Below are 15336 nucleotides of genomic sequence, written 5' to 3'. Positions count from 1 at the left end.
CCGGCCCGGGTGGAAAATCGCCACCTCGGGGGTGGGGCCAGCCCCACCGCCTTCCGCTCGCGGGCAGGGCAGACTGCATGGGTGATCCGGACACGACCCGCGACCGGCGGCGACACGACGCCGAGAACCGCCAAGGCGCCGTCGACTCATGGACGCAGGCTGGCGAGGGGCCTGGCCGGGCGGGCGGCCGGAGCCGTCGCCGGCCTGGCGGAGCTGGTGCTGAACGCCGTCACCGGGCTGGTCGCGCTCGCGTTGCTGGTGCTGCTGGGGTTGAGCGCCGCCCTGGCGCCGGTGGCCGGTGCCGTGCCGCTCTCCCGTACGCTCGCCCTGGCCCGCCGCCTGGCCACGTCCCACCGCCGCCGGGCGGACCGGCCCCCGCGCGAGCCGTCACCACCGGCTCCCACCATCCGCCGCACCCTGCTCTGGCTGGCCGTGCACGGCGTGGCGGGCCCCGCTCCCCTGGCGGCGACGTGGGCGATGCTCACCGCCCTGGACTACGTCTTCTTCAGGCTGCACCCGCTGGAGCAGAGCTCGCTGAACACGTTCGCGATGAGCCTGTCCATCGCGGCCATCGCCGTGGTCATCCTCATGTCCGTGTCCCTGTTCCGCACCGGCCAGGCCCGGCTCGCCCGGCTCCTGCTCGACCCGCCGCAGACCCCGGACGCCCGCATCCGGGAGCTGACCGAGTCGCGGGCCGCGGTGGTGGACGCGCGCGCCGCCGAGCTGCGCCGCATCGAGCGCGACCTGCACGACGGCGCCCAGGCCAAGCTGATCGCCATCCGCATGCACCTGGGCCTGGCGCGCGGCTGCCGCGACCCCGACGAGCTGCGGCGGGTGATCGACGAGGCGCGGCAGGTCGCCGGCGAGGCCCTGGCGGACCTGCGCGACCTGGTACGCGGCATCCATCCCCCGGTGCTGGCCGATCGCGGCCTGGCGGGCGCCATCGAGGCGTCCGCGCTGCTCTGCCCCGTGCCGGTCACGCTCGACCTCGACCTGCGCGACCGGCTGCAGCCGCCCGTCGAGTCCGCCGTGTACTTCGCCGCCGCCGAGGCCCTGACGAACGTGACCAAGCACAGCGGCGCCTCCCACGCCTGGGTACGCCTGCGGCACAACGCCGGTGTGCTCAGCCTGACCGTGGGCGACGACGGCCACGGCGGCGCCCGCCGCGACGCCGGCACCGGCCTGCTCGGCATCGAGAACCGCCTGTCCGCCTTCGACGGCTCGCTCACCGTGAGCAGCCCTCCCGGCGGCCCCACCGAACTGATCATGGAGCTTCCGTGCGCGTTGTCATCGCCGAAGACCTCGCACTCCTGAGGGACGGCCTGGTCCGCCTGCTGTCGGCGAACGGCTTGGAGGTGGTGCAGGCCGTCGACAACGCCCCCATGCTGCTGCGGGCCCTGGTCGAGCACCGCCCGGACGTGGCCGTGATCGACGTGCGGCTGCCGCCCGGCTTCACCGACGAGGGGTTGCGCACCGCGCTGGAGGCCCGCCGCCGCGTTCCGGGGCTGCCCGTGCTGATCCTGTCGCAGTACGTGGAGCAGCTCTACGCCAGGGAGCTGCTGTCCGACCGCTCCGGCGGCGTCGGCTACCTGCTGAAGGACCGGATCGGGGACGTCGACCGGTTCGTGGACGCCGTCCGCCAGGTCGCCGCCGGCGGCACCGCGATGGACCCGGAGGTCGTCACCCAGCTCCTGACCCGCCGGGGCCGGGACGAGCCGCTGGCCACGCTCACCCCGCGCGAGCGCGAGGTGCTGGAGCTGATGGCCGAGGGCATGTCCAACCTGGCCATCGCCGCCCGCTTCCAGGTCACCGACAAGGCGATCGCCAAGCACACGAACAACATCTTCACCAAGCTCGGCCTGCCCCCGTCCGACGACCACCACCGGCGTGTCATGGCGGTCCTGGCCTACCTGCAGTCCGCCCCGTCCGCGGGCCGTCGCACGTAGCGGGTGCCGTTCACCCGGCGCCGGCGCGCGGGGCCTGGAAGCGCTCGTGGTTGGCGACGGTCGACAACGAGCGCGGCTCGGCCCGGTCGAGGTACAGGACGCCGTTCAGGTGGTCGGTCTCGTGCTGGGCGATGCGCGCCGGCCAGCCGGACAGCTCCATCTCGTACGGGCGCCCGCTGCCGTCGGCGGCCGACAGCCGGACCAGCGCGTGCCGCGGGACGACGGCGGTCAGCCCCTCGACGCTCAGGCAACCCTCGTAGAAGGCGTGGTAGCGGGACCCGAGAGGGGTCACGACGGGGTTGACGAGCTCCAGCGGCGGCTGCGGCGCGCGTTCCCGCTCGGCGGCGACCCCCGCCGGCACCTCGGCGGGATCCTCGATGACCGCCAGCGCCAGGGGGATGCCGACCTGCGGAGCGGCCAGCCCCACGCCGACGCCCGGCAGGTGCCGGAACATCGCGTCGAGCAACTCGCGCAGCAGGGCGTCGGGGAGCTGGCCGTCGTACGGCTCGGCCCGGCGGCGCAGCACCGGGTCGCCGACCTGCGTGACGGACCAGGGCCTGGGCGCCGCCAGCAGGGCCTGCACCTGCTCGACCAGCTTCGCACCGCCGCTCATCGCGCGCCTCCCGCCGCACCCGGGCGCCGCCCGCCGCCGGAGGTGTACTCGTGTTCCATGCGAGGGGGTCCTTCCGTGCGGTGGCCGTTCGTGGTCGCTGAGCAGACGGTAGAGCATGGTGCGCCGTGGCGCACCACCCCCCGGCCCCTTCGCCCCCGCTGAAGGGGCCGGCTCAGCGGCTTGGCAGCTCCGCCGGAGCCTCGTTCTCCGAAGGCGTCGCCGCGGCCTCGGGCGGCGCGCCCGTCAGCGGCGTGGTGTCGTGGTACCTGACCTCGTACACCCGCTCCGTGAACCTCCACCCGTCGCCGGTCCGCCGGTACCGGTCGTGGTAGATCGCGAAGTTGGACTCCGCCCGCCCATCACGCAACCGCCCGAGCTCCTGCATGTACGCGCGGCCGGTCGCGGTGTCCCCCTCGACCCGGATCACGCCCGGATGCGTCGTCTGCACCAGGAACTCCACGAAGCCCGGCACCCGCCGCCCCCACGTGCGGATCTCCTCGGGGCCGGCGAGCTCGGCCGGGATGTTGGGCATCCGCAGCACGCCGTCCGGCGTGAACAGCGACGCCAGGCGGTCGTAGTCACGCATCATCGCGGCGTCGGTGAACTCGCCGCGCAGCGCCTCGATCTCGACGCGGTCGGCGATGGCCTGAAAATCGTTCATCGGTTTTCCTGCTCGCTGGATGGTGTGTCCTTCTCAGCAGTACGACGCCGCGACGCCGCGGAATGTGAGGTGGCCGCCGGCCGGCGCGCGATCGGCTGACGGCGTGGCGCCGGTTGTGCAAGCCTTTGCCCATGCTGCCGAACGAGGTGGAACGTGCGGTCTCCCGCTACCTGTCCGTGGCCGACCGGCTGGTCCCGGGGCGGATCCGCGGGTTCTACGTCGTCGGCTCGGTCGCGCTGGGCGCCTGGCAGGCCGGCCGCAGCGACATCGACTTCGTCGCCGCGCTGGACGGTGACCTCGGCGAGCGCGACCTGCGCCGGCTGTCCCTGCTGCACAAGGCCGGCAACGTGCCGGCGGCCTGGCAGGCGCTCGTCCGGGCCCGCCCGGCCATCCCGGGCACGCTGAACGGCGTCTTCGTCGCGGCGGGCGACCTGGGCGAGCCGGTCACGCGCATCCGCCCCGTCGCCTCGCACAGCGGGTCGTCCTTCAAGCGGGGGCGAGGGTTCGAGGCGAACCCGGTGGTGTGGAAGGTGCTCCTGGAGAAGGGCGTCACGGTACGCGGCCCCGCCCCGGAGGAGCTGGGCCTCGACCCCGAGCCGGGCAAGCTTCGCGAGTGGAATCTGCGGCAGCTGCACGGCCACTTCACCACCTGGGCCGACAGGGCGCTGTCGAGCAGGCCCCCGCGCAAGCCGCTGCAGCCTGCCCACCGGGTGGCGCTGGCCACGGTGCTGTCGCCTCCCCGGCTGCACCACACGATCGTGACGGGGGAGGTGATCTCGAAGGAGGCCGCGGCGGAGTACGCGCTGGACACCTTCGAGGCGCGCTGGCACCCGCTGATCCGTCTCGCGCTGGCCCGGCGGCTCGGGCGGCCGGCGCCCGCCGGCGGCGACGCGTCCCTGGCCGATCGGCGCGCGCTGCCCCGGCTGGTGGGCGAGTTCATGCGCGAGGTGATCGCGAGCGCGGGATCCGTAGTGTGATCGTCTTCGCCGGGCCCGGCTCACGGCTCCTGGCCGCGTTCGTCAATGTCGCGGGCCAGGGCGAGGAACGGCTGAAGGGCTCCTTTGAAATGGCTTCCCGGCGGCTTCGCGCTTTATCCCGGCGTATGCGGCCCCCTAAAGTCCGCCTGGCGCGGGCATGAGGAAAGGCCCCCTATTGAAGGGGGCCTTTCCCGGGCCAATCTAGTGCGCGGCCTCGTACTTCTGGATCACAGAAGAGGCGATGCGGCCGCGCTCGCTGACCGGCAGGCCGTGCGCCTTGGCCCACTGCCGGATCTCCTGGCTCTTCTCCTTGCTCATGGCCCGCGTCGCGCCGCCGGTGGTGCGGCGGACGCGAGGCCGCGACGTGTGGGTCGTCTCGTCGCGGCGCGCCTTGGCGATGAAGGGCGCCAGGGCCGCGCGTAGCCTGTCCTCGTTCTCGGGCTTCAGATCCATGACGAACCGGTCACCCTTGATGCTGAAGGAGACGGGGTTCTCGTCCTCCATGGGGGAGCCGTCGAAGTCGTCCGTGATCGTTTCAATCAACCTCTTGGCCATGCTGGCACTCCAATTCAGCCCCAGGTTGTGCGGTACTGTAGCGCTCTGCGCGATGCCGTCAAGCCGTATCGAGATTTACCGGAAATTTTCTGTGCACGGATGGGCGGACCAGCATGAGTTCGCCTTGGTCATTCTACCTAAATAAATCTCCGTACCGGAAGATTCAGCCTTCAACCGTGCCGCTTTGAGCAGCCGGTCGTTTCATTGGAACCCGGCTGCCCGCACCCCGGCAGGCCTCCCCGCACCGCTTTTCGGGTATGTCGTTTTGGACTTTTCGACCGCTCGCCCGCTGTGATGAATGCGGCAGGCGAAGTAATTTGCAGCCATGCACAGGTCATGGGGCGCAAGTGCCCTGCCGCGGAAGACCGCTCGCTCATCCGTTGCCGCCGCCGTCCTCACCGCCGTCCTCACCGGCGTCCTGGCTGCCGTGCCTGCCGCCGGCTGGGCCGGCTCGCCTGCCGCGCACGCGTCCGACGGCGCGTCCCCGGCTCCCGACCCGGTCGTCGTCTGGGACAGGAACGCCCAGACGGCCATCTACGAGGTCGCCGGCCAGCCGCCGCAGGTCACCGCGCGCAGCTTCGCGATGGTGCACGGGGCCGTCTACGACGCGGTGAACGCGATCGCGGGCAGCCCGTACCAGCCTTACCTGCTCGCGCCGCGCGCCACCGGGCGCGAGTCGGCGAGCGCGGCCGTCGCCACCGCGAGTCACCTCGTGCTGGACGCCCTCTTCCCCGCCCAGCACGACCGGCTGCGGGCCCAGTACGACGAGGCCCTGGCGGAGATCCCCGACGGCAGCGCCAAGCAGCAGGGCATCGCCATCGGCACCCGCACGGCCACCGCGATGATCGCCGCGCGGAAGGACGACGGGGCGTTCGGCGATCAGACCTGGCCCGTGGGCACCCGGCCGGGCCAGTGGCGGCCCGCGCCTCCCGCCTTCGCCTCGGACGGCGCCTGGTTCGGGCACGTCAAACCGTTCGTCATCCCCAGCGCGTCCATGTTCCGCACCTCGGGGCCGCCCGCGCTCACCAGCCGCCGCTACGCCCGCGACCTGAACGAGGTCAAGTCGATCGGCTCGGCCACCAGCACCGTCCGCACGGCCGACCAGACGCAGGCCGCCGTCTGGTGGCACGACCGGCGGCTGACCGAATGGGAGATCAAGCGGCAGCTCGCGACGTCGCAGCGGCTGGACACGCTGCGGACGGCGCGCATGTTCGCGATGACGAACCTGGCCGAGGCCGACGCCACCATCGCCTGCTTCAACGAGAAGGCGGCGTGGAACTCCTGGCGGCCCGTCACCGCGATCCGGCTGGCCGGCGACGACGGCAACCCGGCGACGTCCCCCGATCCCGGGTGGACGCCGCTGCTCGGCACGCCGCCGCACCCGGACTACACCTCCGGGCACACCTGCTACACGGGGGCGAGCATGTCGGCGCTGACCCACTTCTTCGGGCGCGACGACCTGCCGTTCAGCGGCTACAGCGCCGACTCGGGGACCACGCGGCACTTCCGGAGCTTCTCGCAGGCGCTGGCCGAGGTGATCGAGGCCCGGGTGTGGGGCGGCATCCACACGCGGTCGGCGGACGTGGCGGGGGCCAGGATCGGGAAGAATGTCACGGCCTACGTGGTCGCCCACGAGTTCCGGCCGAGGCCCTGACGCCGCCGCGCCGCGCACCGGCACCGGTGCGCGGCACCGCAGGCCGCCTTCCGGCCGGCGCGCTGACGCCGCCGCGCCCGGTCATCCGGCGAAGTCGACGTCCTTCGTCTCGACCGTCCCGCCCGTGCGCCCCGGCGCCGTCTGGTACCTCCAGTAGAGGTTGGTGTGCGCGATCACCTTGTCGGGCGTGGGCGCGCCCCACTTCGACATGTCCTCGGTCGTGTGGGCGTCGCTGACGAGGATCGCGTCGTATCCCCTGACGAGCGCGCCGTGCAGCGTCGAGCGGATGCAGACGTCGGTCTGCGCGCCGGCGACCACCAGCCGCCCGGCCCCGAGCCCCGCCAGCACGCTCTCCAGCGTGGTGTCCTCGAAGGCGTCGGGATAGCTCTTCTCGACCAGCGGCTCGTCGTCGCCCCTGCTCAGCTCGGGCACGATCCGCCACTCCTCGCTCTGCCTCGGGAGCTCCTCGTCGTTGTGCTGCACCCAGACGACGGGGACCTGCTCGACCCGCGCCCTGTCGACCAGGCTCGCCACGTTGGCCACCACCGCGTCGCGCTCGTGGGCCGCCGCCACGACGCCGTTCTGCACGTCGATGACGAGGAGCGCGGTCTTCGGCCGGTTCTCCAGTGTGGTCATGTTGCCCCCTTGGACGGTGTTTGTCGTGCACGACCGTACAACTGCGGCTCCGCGTACGGAAGTTGACGGCTCCGGCTCGCCCAGGTGGAGGAAGAGCCCGCCCGGCATACCTGCGACATACCGGAAGGTCGTAGCGTGGCGTACCGCACACCCACCGGCTGCGGGCGTGGGTGCACAACGGGGCCCCGGCGTACCGGCTCCTACGATCCGCTCCAGTCGAGCGGCCCGTAGACGGCCGCTGGGGCACCCGTCGTGAGCGCCCAGTACCTGTCGCCGTAAGACCAGTGCCACCACTCGGTCGGGTAGTTGGTGAAACCTGCCGCGCTCATGGCCTGAGCGAGCAGGCGCCTGTTGGCTCGCGGCCGGGAGGGGAGCGCCGGATGGTGCGTGTAGCAGGCGCCACCGCTCTCCTCCGGTCCGGCGTTCACGGGGGTGCCCATGTCGAGCTCGGCGCCGCTGGCGTCGATCAGCGTGAGGTCGACGGCGGCCCCGCACACGTGGGGCGCCACCTCGGGCGGCGCGAGCGAGCGGCTGGCCTGGGTGTGGACCTGCTCCTCGCGCCACGAGGGGTTAGCGTCGCGGAGCTCGGCGGCGTACCGGTCGAAGTAGTGCCGCTGAAGCGCCAGGGGCCGGTAGCCCTCGACGACCAGCAGGCGGTGTTCCCCGGGCAGGAGCTCCTGCGCCGACAGCAGGCGATCGACGAGGCCGATGCGTAGCCGGGCGTACGCGCCGGCGTCGTCGGCCTGGCGGCCGTCGAGCGCCAGCTCCGGCACCTTGCGCAGGTCGAACAGCGGTTCGCCGCACTCGATCACCGGGATGGCCAGCAGCCGGCGATCCGACATCAGCACGATCGATTCATCTGTCATGTCTTACGGTCCTTCGCTCGCTCTTCCGATCGAGCATGAGGGCGCCCGCTGTAAGTTCGCTGCAATTCCACGGATGCGAGGTATCGATGGAATTTCGCCTGCTCGGGCCCGTCGAGGTGTGGGACGGAGGGCAACGGGTGCCGCTGGGCGGGCCCAAACCGCGGGCGCTCCTCGCGTCGCTGCTCCTCAACCCCGGGCGGGTGGTGTCGGTCGATCGCCTGGTGGACTTGATCTGGAGCGATCGTGCTCCCGACACCGCCAGGGAACTCGTCCAGACGTACGTCTCGGCGCTGCGGCGCAGGCTGCGGGCGGAGGTGATCGTGACCCGCCCTCCGGGTTACCTGCTGCACCTGAACGGCGCGCGGTCGGACCTCCAGGTGTTCGAGCGGTTCGTCGCGGACGGGCGGCTGGCCGCGGAGAAGGGCAGGCACGAGGAGGCCGAGCAGGCGCTGCGTGCCGCCGAGGCGTTGTGGCGCGGCCCCGCGCTCGGCGGGATCGGGGAGACGCTTCAGGCGGAGGCGGCCCGCCTGGAGGAGCTCCGCCTGGCCGTCGTCGAGGAGCGCATCGCCGCCGAGTTGCTCCTGGACCGCCACGGCGACCTGGTGGCGGAGCTCACCGCGCTGGTCGCCGCCCATCCGATGCGGGAGCGGATCCGCGCCCAGCTGATGACGACGCTGTACCGGCTGGGCCGCTCGGCCGAGGCGCTGGCGGTCTTCGACGACGGGCGGGCGAAGCTGGCCGAGGAGCTGGGCCTCGATCCCGGCCCGGAGTTACGCGCGGTGCAGGAGGCCGTCCTGCGTGGTGATCCGTCCCTGTCCGGCGCGGCGCCGCCGTATCTCAGGCGGCAGTTCATGCCCGAGCAGCTGCCGCCGGACGTGCCCGACTTCACGGGCCGGGCAGACGTCGTCGGTGAGCTGACGCCGGTGCTGGCCGGCAGCCGTACGGCGCCACCCGTGTTGATCATCTCGGGGAAGGGCGGGGTGGGGAAGAGCGCCGTGGCGGTCCACCTGGCGCACCGGGTCGCCGAGCGTTACCCGGACGGCCAGCTCTTCGCCGATCTCCGCGGCACGAGCGACACCCCGGCCACCGATCAGGAGGTGCTCGGCCGTTTCCTGCGCGCGCTCGGCGTCGAGCACGAGGCCCAGCCCGAGTCCCCGGCGGAGCGGGCCGCCCTGTACCGCAGCCTGCTGGCGCAGCGCCAGGTGCTGGTGGTGCTGGACGACGCCCGCAGCGAGCAGCAGATCCGGCCGCTGCTGCCCGGCGGGGCCGGCTGCGCGGTGCTGGTCACCTCGCGCGGACGGCTCGCCGGCCTGGCGGGCGCGCAGCTGACCGACCTCGACATGCTCGACGGCGAGGCCGCGCTCGCGCTCCTCGGCGCCGTCGCCGGGGCCGAGCGCGTCGCCGCCGAGCCGGAGGCCGCCCGTGAGATCGTCCGGCTGTGCGGCCTGCTGCCCCTCGCGGTGCGGACCGTGGGCGCGCGGCTGGCCACGCGGCGGCACTGGCCGCTGGCCACCATGGCCGCCAGGCTCACCGACGAGCGCCGCAGGCTGGACGAGCTCACCGCCGGGGACGTGGAGGTCCGGGCCAGTGTCAGCCTCAGCTACCGGCTGCTGGACGAGCAGGGCAGGACGGCCTTTCGCCGCCTCGGCCTCCTGAGGGTGCCCGACTTCGCGCCGTGGATCATCGCCCCGCTGCTCGACGTGCCGGTGAAGGACGCCGAGGACATCGCCGAGCGCCTGGTGGACGCCCAGCTCGTGGACTTCGCCGCGATCGACGCCACCGGGCAGCCCCGCTACCGGCTGCACGATCTCCTGCGGGTCTTCGCCGCCGAACGCGCCGAGACGGACGACACCGCGGACGAGCGGGCGGCGGCCGTCACGCGCACCCTCGGCAGCTGGCTCTGGCTGATCGACAGGATCGGCTCCCGCATGCCGTCCGGAGAGGTCGTCCTGCGCGGCGACTACGCCTCGGCCCGCCCGGTCGACGGCCTCGTCACCGACCGGGCGGCGGCGGATCCCGCGGCCTGGCTGGACGCCGAGGCGCCCTGTCTCATCGTGGCCGTGTCCCGCGCCGCGGCGCTGAACCTGGACGCCGCCGCCTGCGACCTGGCCGCGGCGCTGTCCTTCTCGCACGTCTTCAACGCCAACCGGCTGAGCGAGTGGCACGCCAGCCACCAGGCCGCGCTGGCGGCCGCCCGGCGCGCCCGGAACCGCGCCGGCGAAGCGGCCCTGCTCACCGGTCTGGGCCACATCCACTACAGGCTGGACCGCTTCGACCAGGTGCAGGAGTACCTGTCGGCGGCCCTGCCGCTGTTCGCGGAGACCGGGGACGTCAGGGGCGAGGCCGTCGCTCTGGCGGGCATGGGCACCGCCTGCCGCGAGCAGTGCCGGCTGCGTGACGGGCTCGGGTACCTGACCAGCTCAGCGGCGATCTTCCGGCGGCTGGGCGACCACGCCGCGATCGGCGCGACCTCGCGGATGGCCGCCGCCATCCATCTCGAGCTCGGCGCGTACGAGGCCACGTGGCCGCTGCTCGATCAGGCGCTGGACGCCTACCGCAGGGCGGGCAGCCGGCGCGGGGAGGCGCTCACGCTGCGCACCACGAGCCTCGTCCATCGTGCCCTGGGCGACTACGCCGAGGCCGCCGAGCTGAGCACCCGGGCCCTGGAGATGTTCCGCGCCATCGGCGACCCGCTCATGGCGGCCTTCGCGGTGCAGTCCCTCGTCAAGGTGCGGATCCGGCAGGGTGACGGGGGCGGTCTGTCGCTCCTCGTGGACGCTCTGGAGGTGTGCAGAAGCCACTTCGACCGGTTCGGTCAGGCTCTCGTGCAGCGCACCATCGGCGAGCTCCATCTGGCGAACGGCAAGCTGGATCTCGCCGAGGCCCACCTCCTGCAGTCGATCGCCCTGTCGGAGGAGATCCGGACGCCGCTCCCCGTGGCTCGCGCCAAGCGCGATCTGGCGGCCGTGCTGGCCGCGCGCGGCGACACGGCGGCGGCGGAGCTGCTGATCGCCGAGGCGTCGGCCGTCTTCGCCCGCCACGACGCGCGGGAGGCTGACGAGCTCGGGGTCGTCTCGGCCGCCGGGCAGGCCGAAGGGCCGGACCCCGGGGATCCGGCCCTCCGCTCGCGGGGTCAGAAGTAGAGGCTCCAGCCGGGGCCGATGGGGATGGCGGGGCCGAACTCGTTGCCGCCCTCGCCGTTCCAGACATGCAGGGTGCCGTCGCTCATCGCGGCGATGTCGTCATGACCGTCACGGTTGACGTCACCGATCGACGTCAGCGTCCCGTCGAACCGGGCCCACCCGCCCCCGATCTCGACCGCCGGGCCGAACCTGTTACCGCCCTCACCGTTCCAGATGTGCAGCGTGCTGCCACCCTTGATCGCGGCCAGATCACCGATGCCGTCGTTGTTGAAGTCGCCGCCGACCGGCTTGCTGAAAGCCGACCAGCCACCACCGATCTCGACAGCCGGGCCGAACCTGTTGCCGCCCTCACCGTTCCAGACATGCAGCGTGCCGCCATCCTTGATCGCGGCGATGTCATCGTGACCGTCACGGTTGACGTCACCGATCGACGTCAGCGTCCCGTCGAACGGCGCCCACCCGCCCCCGATCTCGACAGCCGGGCCGAACCTGTTACCGCCCTCACCGTTCCAGATGTGCAGCGTGCTGCCACCCTTGATCGCGGCCAGATCACTGACGCCGTCGTCGTTGAAGTCACCCGCGACCGGCTTGCTGAAAGCCGACCAGCCACCACCGATCTCCTGCCGGGCGGCGAAGTTGTTGCTGCCCCTGCCGTTCCAGACATTCAGCGTGCCGGTCGCCGCCGAGAAGATGTCGCCGATACCGTCACCGTTGAAGTCCGCGCCGGCCTTGCCAGCCGGTGTCCAGAGGGCATCGACGATCTTCTGCGCGTCGCCGGCTTCGACCTGGTAGCGATCCGGGTAGGCGGAGACCTGTACGGCCTGGCAGACTTCGCCGACCTGCGCCGTCTTCCACGCGCCGCCCGGGTAGACCCTGATCATCTTGTCGAGGAAGGCGTTGGTGGCCCAGCCGGGGTTGAGCCGCTGTGCGACCGAGCCCCATGACGCGCGCTGCTGGAAGAGGCCGAGGCTGTCGTGGTCGACGGTCTCGGCGACGTTCTGGATGCCGGCCTCCACGATGGTGGTGGCGATCGCGATGACCGCGGCACGCGGGGCCAGGCCGCGATCGCGGACGGCCTTGACGACCATGCGGGCGCACGAGACGCGGTACGCGTTCATGTAGCCCCGCATCTTCGCCGTCAGGACTCCGTTCAGCCAGGTGGCGGTCGCGCTGTCCGCGCCGGTCGGGCCGTTCGGGTCGCAGGCGGCGGTCGCGTAGGAGGCCGTCACCGCGGCGGCGGCCGGCTCGTCGGGGGTGGCGGCGTGGGCCGGGGTCGTGGCGTGGGCCAGGGCGGCGGTTAACGTGAGGGTCGCGCAGGCGGCCAGGACGGCCTTCTTCATGGGAAGCATGTGCTTGCTCCGAATCTGGGGAAGGGGGTGTCCGGGTCAGAAGTAGAGGCTCCAGCCGGGGCCGATGGGGATGGCGGGGCCGAACTCGTTGCCGCCCTCGCCGTTCCAGACATGCAGGGTGCCGTCGCTCATCGCGGCGATGTCGTCATGACCGTCACGGTTGACGTCACCGATCGACGTCAGCGTCCCGTCGAACCGGGCCCACCCGCCCCCGATTTCGACCGCCGGGCCGAACCTGTTACCGCCCTCACCGTTCCAGATGTGCAGCGTGCTGCCACCCTTGATCGCGGCCAGATCACCGATGCCGTCGTTGTTGAAGTCGCCGCCGACCGGCTTGCTGAAAGCCGACCAGCCACCACCGATCTCGACAGCCGGGCCGAACCTGTTACCGCCCTCACCGTTCCAGACATGCAGCGTGCCGCCATCCTTGATCGCGGCGATGTCATCGTGACCGTCACGGTTGACGTCACCGATCGACGTCAGCGTCCCGTCGAACGGCGCCCACCCACCCCCGATCTCGACCGCCGGGCCGAACCTGTTACCGCCCTCACCGTTCCAGATGTGCAGCGTGCTGCCACCCTTGATCGCGGCCAGATCACTGACGCCGTCGTCGTTGAAGTCACCCGCGACCGGCTTGCTGAAAGCCGACCAGCCACCACCGATCTCCTGCCGGGCGGCGAAGTTGTTGCTGCCCCTGCCATTCCAGACATTCAGCGTGCCGGTCGCCGCCGAGAAGATGTCGCCGATACCGTCACCGTTGAAGTCCGCGCCGTGTCCGGGGACGTGGTCGTCGACGATGTTCTTGTACCGGATGGGCGTGTAGCTCTGCATGCTCGCCCACGACTCGTCCCCGCGCTCGCCGTGCGAGTTGACGGCCGGGCCCTTGGCCCAGTCGTCCTCCCAGCCGTCGCCGTCGGAGTCGCTGCCGCCGTTGAGCGAGTAGGTCCACGCGCCCTGCGAGTGGTCCTGCTCGTTCTTCCACCGGGCGAAGAGCTCCATGTGCCCGCTTCGGAGGATCGCGTCGCCGGGCTTGAGGTCGTGGAGGCTGCCCAGGGTGATCTTTCCGGAGTAGCCGGCGAAGTCGACCGTGCTGTTGCCGCCCTTGCCGGAGTTCGCGGTGATGTGCCAGGCCATGGAGACCAGGCCGGAGCAGTCCGGCCCGTACTTGTTGTCCCCCTCCGCGTCCGTGACCAGGGTGTTGGGCCGGCGTGTCAGGTTGTAGCGGACGTTGCGGTCGACCCAGTTCTGGGCGCGTGCCAGCACCTCCGAGCGGGTGATCTTCCCGTCAGGGGAGCTTGCGGCGTGCGCGGCCTGGGGCGTGGCCGCGACATCCAGGGCGGTGAAGGAGAACGTCGCGGCGATGAACGCGAGACCGGCCAGCAGGCGGACGGGGGTTGACGTGCTCGACATGGGATTCCTCCGGGCGATGGGGCCGGTTCTCGGCCCCGGCGACGCCAGAGTGTCGAGCGGTGCTGGAAATCCCCTGCAACGCTTTTTCAGCGCCTTTCATCCGGCGCGGGGGAACGCCGCGCTCGCGAGGTGACGCGGCCCGGCTGCCGCCTCCGGCCTGCTGCGGGGGCCCTGGCGTAGCGCGGGTCAGAGCCTTGAGGCGGTACGAACGCGTGCGGGCCGGGTGGAGGTCCACCCGGCCCGCACAGGGCTGGACATGGTTCGGGCCCGCACCCGGTAGGGGGTGCGGGCCCGAACTGAGGCCGCGTCAGGTCAGGCGGCCACGATGTTCTCGGCCTGCGGGCCCTTCTGGCCCTGGACGATGTCGAAGGACACCTTCTGGCCCTCGTGCAGCTCACGGTAGCCGCCGTTGGCGACGATGTTGGAGTAGTGCGCGAAGACGTCGGCGCCGCCGCCGTCCTGCTCGATGAAGCCGAAGCCCTTTTCCGAGTTGAACCACTTGACGGTTCCGGATGCCATGGCGATCTCCTTAAAGAGATACGGAGTGACGCGATCCGCACCGTGCGGATCGCGGTGTCGCCGTGATGAAAGCCCATCCGGAGATGACCGGAAACACAAAACGCACCTGGAAACACTTCTGCCAGGTGCGTACGAAGTCTTTTATGGGTACAACAACTGCAACACTCATCAGCCTAGCACAGGTTTCCCGAGCAGTGGACCACCCCCTCGCACACAGGCGAGATCCGGCCGCCGGCGGGCGCCCTGGAGGCCGCCCGCCGGGTGTTCCGCACGAGCACGAGCCCCGCTGTTGTCAGGCCTTCTCGTGCGCGAGGGCCCGTGCGGGCGTCAGCCGCGTGGACAGGGCGGTGGACAGGGCCCAGCGGCCGGGGCCGAAGACGGCGATGAGCAGGAAGCCCCAGCAGAAGAGGGCGGCCTTCTCGCCGCCGTTCTCGATCGGGAACAGCGCTTGGGGCTGATGGACGACGAAGTAGGCGTAGGCCATGGTGCCCGAGCAGACGACGGCGGCGGCGCGGGTGGCCACCCCGAGGACGACGAGGGTACCGGCGACCAGCTCGATGACCGCGGCCCACCACCCGGGCCACTGCCCGAAGCTCGGCGCCGGGCCCTGGGGGCCGCCCAATACGTTGAAAAGGGTCGCCGCGCCGTGACAGGCGAACAATAATCCGGTCACGAAACGGTAGCAGGCGAGGAAAAGCCCCTGCTGTTTGAGCAGCGTATCCACGACGACATCCTTTCCATCGAGGCGAATCCGGGAGCAACGTTTTGGGAGCGCTCCCACAAGCTTCGGGAGATGGGGCGTCCGGTGTCAAACATGAGCCATCCGCGAAACACCGCTCATAAACGCGTCGGACGTGCCCTACATGGTCGGACGCCCGCTTTTAAAACTTTCTTGACCATGAAATTTTCACCCCGTGGACGAGATCCGCCCGAGCAGCGGGCGCGGACCGGCGTCAACCGGATCACGGTGGAGAAGTCGGCAAGGCGCCGGCACCTGCCTCGCCGTC

14 protein-coding genes are annotated in these 15336 nt (G+C 71.5%); 5 read left to right on the top strand and 9 right to left on the bottom strand.

Annotated features, from left to right (window positions below; genetic code table 11):
• The first annotated feature begins 81 nt into the window (after positions 1-81).
• Positions 82-1314: a sensor histidine kinase gene (locus tag ACBJ32_RS01075; protein ID WP_375124960.1), complete on the top strand. Its 1233-nt coding sequence runs from the start codon at positions 82-84 to the stop codon at positions 1312-1314.
• Positions 1278-1946 (top strand): response regulator, encoded by a 669-nt coding sequence (locus ACBJ32_RS01070; RefSeq protein WP_375124959.1) that lies wholly within the window; start codon positions 1278-1280, stop codon positions 1944-1946. Before ACBJ32_RS01075 ends, ACBJ32_RS01070 begins: the two co-directional genes overlap by 37 nt.
• A 10-nt stretch (positions 1947-1956) precedes the next feature.
• Here ACBJ32_RS01070 and ACBJ32_RS01065 read toward each other — a convergent pair whose 3' ends face one another.
• Entirely contained in the window at positions 1957-2559 is a 603-nt protein-coding gene (locus tag ACBJ32_RS01065; protein ID WP_375124958.1) for a peptide deformylase, read from the bottom strand.
• Positions 2560-2731: 172 nt separating this feature from the next.
• Entirely contained in the window at positions 2732-3220 is a 489-nt protein-coding gene (locus tag ACBJ32_RS01060) for a nuclear transport factor 2 family protein (RefSeq protein ID WP_375124957.1), read from the bottom strand.
• Between the two features lie 131 nt (positions 3221-3351).
• Here ACBJ32_RS01060 and ACBJ32_RS01055 point away from each other — a divergent pair, with 131 nt between their 5' ends.
• A complete protein-coding gene (locus ACBJ32_RS01055) occupies positions 3352-4197 on the top strand; it encodes an aminoglycoside adenylyltransferase domain-containing protein (protein WP_375124956.1) in 846 nt (281 codons plus the stop codon).
• 201 nt (positions 4198-4398) lie between these two features.
• On the opposite strand, the gene ACBJ32_RS01050 is transcribed toward ACBJ32_RS01055, so the two are convergent.
• Positions 4399-4752, bottom strand: a complete 354-nt coding sequence (locus ACBJ32_RS01050; RefSeq protein ID WP_357887177.1) for an Lsr2 family protein — start codon at positions 4750-4752, stop codon at positions 4399-4401.
• A 325-nt stretch (positions 4753-5077) separates the two neighbouring features.
• On the opposite strand from ACBJ32_RS01050, the gene ACBJ32_RS01045 reads away from it, so the two are divergent.
• Positions 5078-6406, top strand: a complete 1329-nt coding sequence (locus ACBJ32_RS01045) for a vanadium-dependent haloperoxidase (RefSeq protein ID WP_375124955.1) — start codon at positions 5078-5080, stop codon at positions 6404-6406.
• A gap of 81 nt (positions 6407-6487) precedes the next feature.
• Here ACBJ32_RS01045 and ACBJ32_RS01040 read toward each other — a convergent pair whose 3' ends face one another.
• Both ACBJ32_RS01040 and ACBJ32_RS01035 read right to left on the bottom strand, forming a co-directional pair.
• Complete coding sequence (locus tag ACBJ32_RS01040) at positions 6488-7042, bottom strand: isochorismatase family protein (RefSeq protein WP_375124954.1); 555 nt, start codon at positions 7040-7042, stop codon at positions 6488-6490.
• A gap of 200 nt (positions 7043-7242) precedes the next feature.
• The gene (locus tag ACBJ32_RS01035) at positions 7243-7908 is read right to left on the bottom strand and encodes a M15 family metallopeptidase (RefSeq protein WP_375124953.1); all 666 of its coding nucleotides are present in this window, start codon (positions 7906-7908) and stop codon (positions 7243-7245) included.
• A gap of 86 nt (positions 7909-7994) precedes the next feature.
• On the opposite strand from ACBJ32_RS01035, the gene ACBJ32_RS01030 reads away from it, so the two are divergent.
• Positions 7995-11051: a BTAD domain-containing putative transcriptional regulator gene (locus tag ACBJ32_RS01030; RefSeq protein ID WP_375124952.1), complete on the top strand. Its 3057-nt coding sequence runs from the start codon at positions 7995-7997 to the stop codon at positions 11049-11051.
• On the opposite strand, the gene ACBJ32_RS01025 is transcribed toward ACBJ32_RS01030, so the two are convergent.
• From ACBJ32_RS01025 to ACBJ32_RS01010, 4 genes are all read right to left on the bottom strand, one after another.
• Positions 11042-12400 (bottom strand): FG-GAP repeat domain-containing protein, encoded by a 1359-nt coding sequence (locus ACBJ32_RS01025; RefSeq protein WP_375124951.1) that lies wholly within the window; start codon positions 12398-12400, stop codon positions 11042-11044. The two genes, ACBJ32_RS01030 and ACBJ32_RS01025, sit on opposite strands and share 10 nt — an antisense overlap.
• 36 nt (positions 12401-12436) lie before the next feature.
• Positions 12437-13810: an FG-GAP repeat domain-containing protein gene (locus tag ACBJ32_RS01020; RefSeq protein WP_375124950.1), complete on the bottom strand. Its 1374-nt coding sequence runs from the start codon at positions 13808-13810 to the stop codon at positions 12437-12439.
• Between the two features lie 312 nt (positions 13811-14122).
• Positions 14123-14329, bottom strand: a complete 207-nt coding sequence (locus ACBJ32_RS01015; protein WP_357887189.1) for a cold-shock protein — start codon at positions 14327-14329, stop codon at positions 14123-14125.
• A 292-nt stretch (positions 14330-14621) separates the two neighbouring features.
• The gene (locus ACBJ32_RS01010; protein ID WP_375124949.1) at positions 14622-15053 is read right to left on the bottom strand and encodes a DoxX family protein; all 432 of its coding nucleotides are present in this window, start codon (positions 15051-15053) and stop codon (positions 14622-14624) included.
• Positions 15054-15336 lie beyond the last annotated feature (283 nt).

The sequence above is a fragment of the Nonomuraea sp. GTA35 genome (genome assembly GCF_041950525.1).
Classification (GTDB): Bacteria; Actinomycetota; Actinomycetes; order Streptosporangiales; family Streptosporangiaceae; genus Nonomuraea.
This window is presented reverse-complemented; position numbering and strand designations above follow the sequence as displayed.

What these genes read in the sequence shown, in the direction of transcription:
- ACBJ32_RS01045 (WP_375124955.1), top strand. Translation starts at nt 5,078, where the DNA reads ATGCACAGGTCATGGGGCGCAAGTGCCCTGCCGCGGAAGACCGCTCGC.
- ACBJ32_RS01040 (WP_375124954.1), bottom strand. Translation starts at nt 7,042, where the DNA reads ATGACCACACTGGAGAACCGGCCGAAGACCGCGCTCCTCGTCATCGAC.
- ACBJ32_RS01050 (WP_357887177.1), bottom strand. Translation starts at nt 4,752, where the DNA reads ATGGCCAAGAGGTTGATTGAAACGATCACGGACGACTTCGACGGCTCC.
- ACBJ32_RS01035 (WP_375124953.1), bottom strand. Translation starts at nt 7,908, where the DNA reads ATGACAGATGAATCGATCGTGCTGATGTCGGATCGCCGGCTGCTGGCC.
- ACBJ32_RS01015 (WP_357887189.1), bottom strand. Translation starts at nt 14,329, where the DNA reads ATGGCATCCGGAACCGTCAAGTGGTTCAACTCGGAAAAGGGCTTCGGC.
- ACBJ32_RS01060 (WP_375124957.1), bottom strand. Translation starts at nt 3,220, where the DNA reads ATGAACGATTTTCAGGCCATCGCCGACCGCGTCGAGATCGAGGCGCTG.
- ACBJ32_RS01025 (WP_375124951.1), bottom strand. Translation starts at nt 12,400, where the DNA reads ATGCTTCCCATGAAGAAGGCCGTCCTGGCCGCCTGCGCGACCCTCACG.
- ACBJ32_RS01020 (WP_375124950.1), bottom strand. Translation starts at nt 13,810, where the DNA reads ATGTCGAGCACGTCAACCCCCGTCCGCCTGCTGGCCGGTCTCGCGTTC.
- ACBJ32_RS01055 (WP_375124956.1), top strand. Translation starts at nt 3,352, where the DNA reads ATGCTGCCGAACGAGGTGGAACGTGCGGTCTCCCGCTACCTGTCCGTG.
- ACBJ32_RS01030 (WP_375124952.1), top strand. Translation starts at nt 7,995, where the DNA reads ATGGAATTTCGCCTGCTCGGGCCCGTCGAGGTGTGGGACGGAGGGCAA.
- ACBJ32_RS01065 (WP_375124958.1), bottom strand. Translation starts at nt 2,559, where the DNA reads ATGAGCGGCGGTGCGAAGCTGGTCGAGCAGGTGCAGGCCCTGCTGGCG.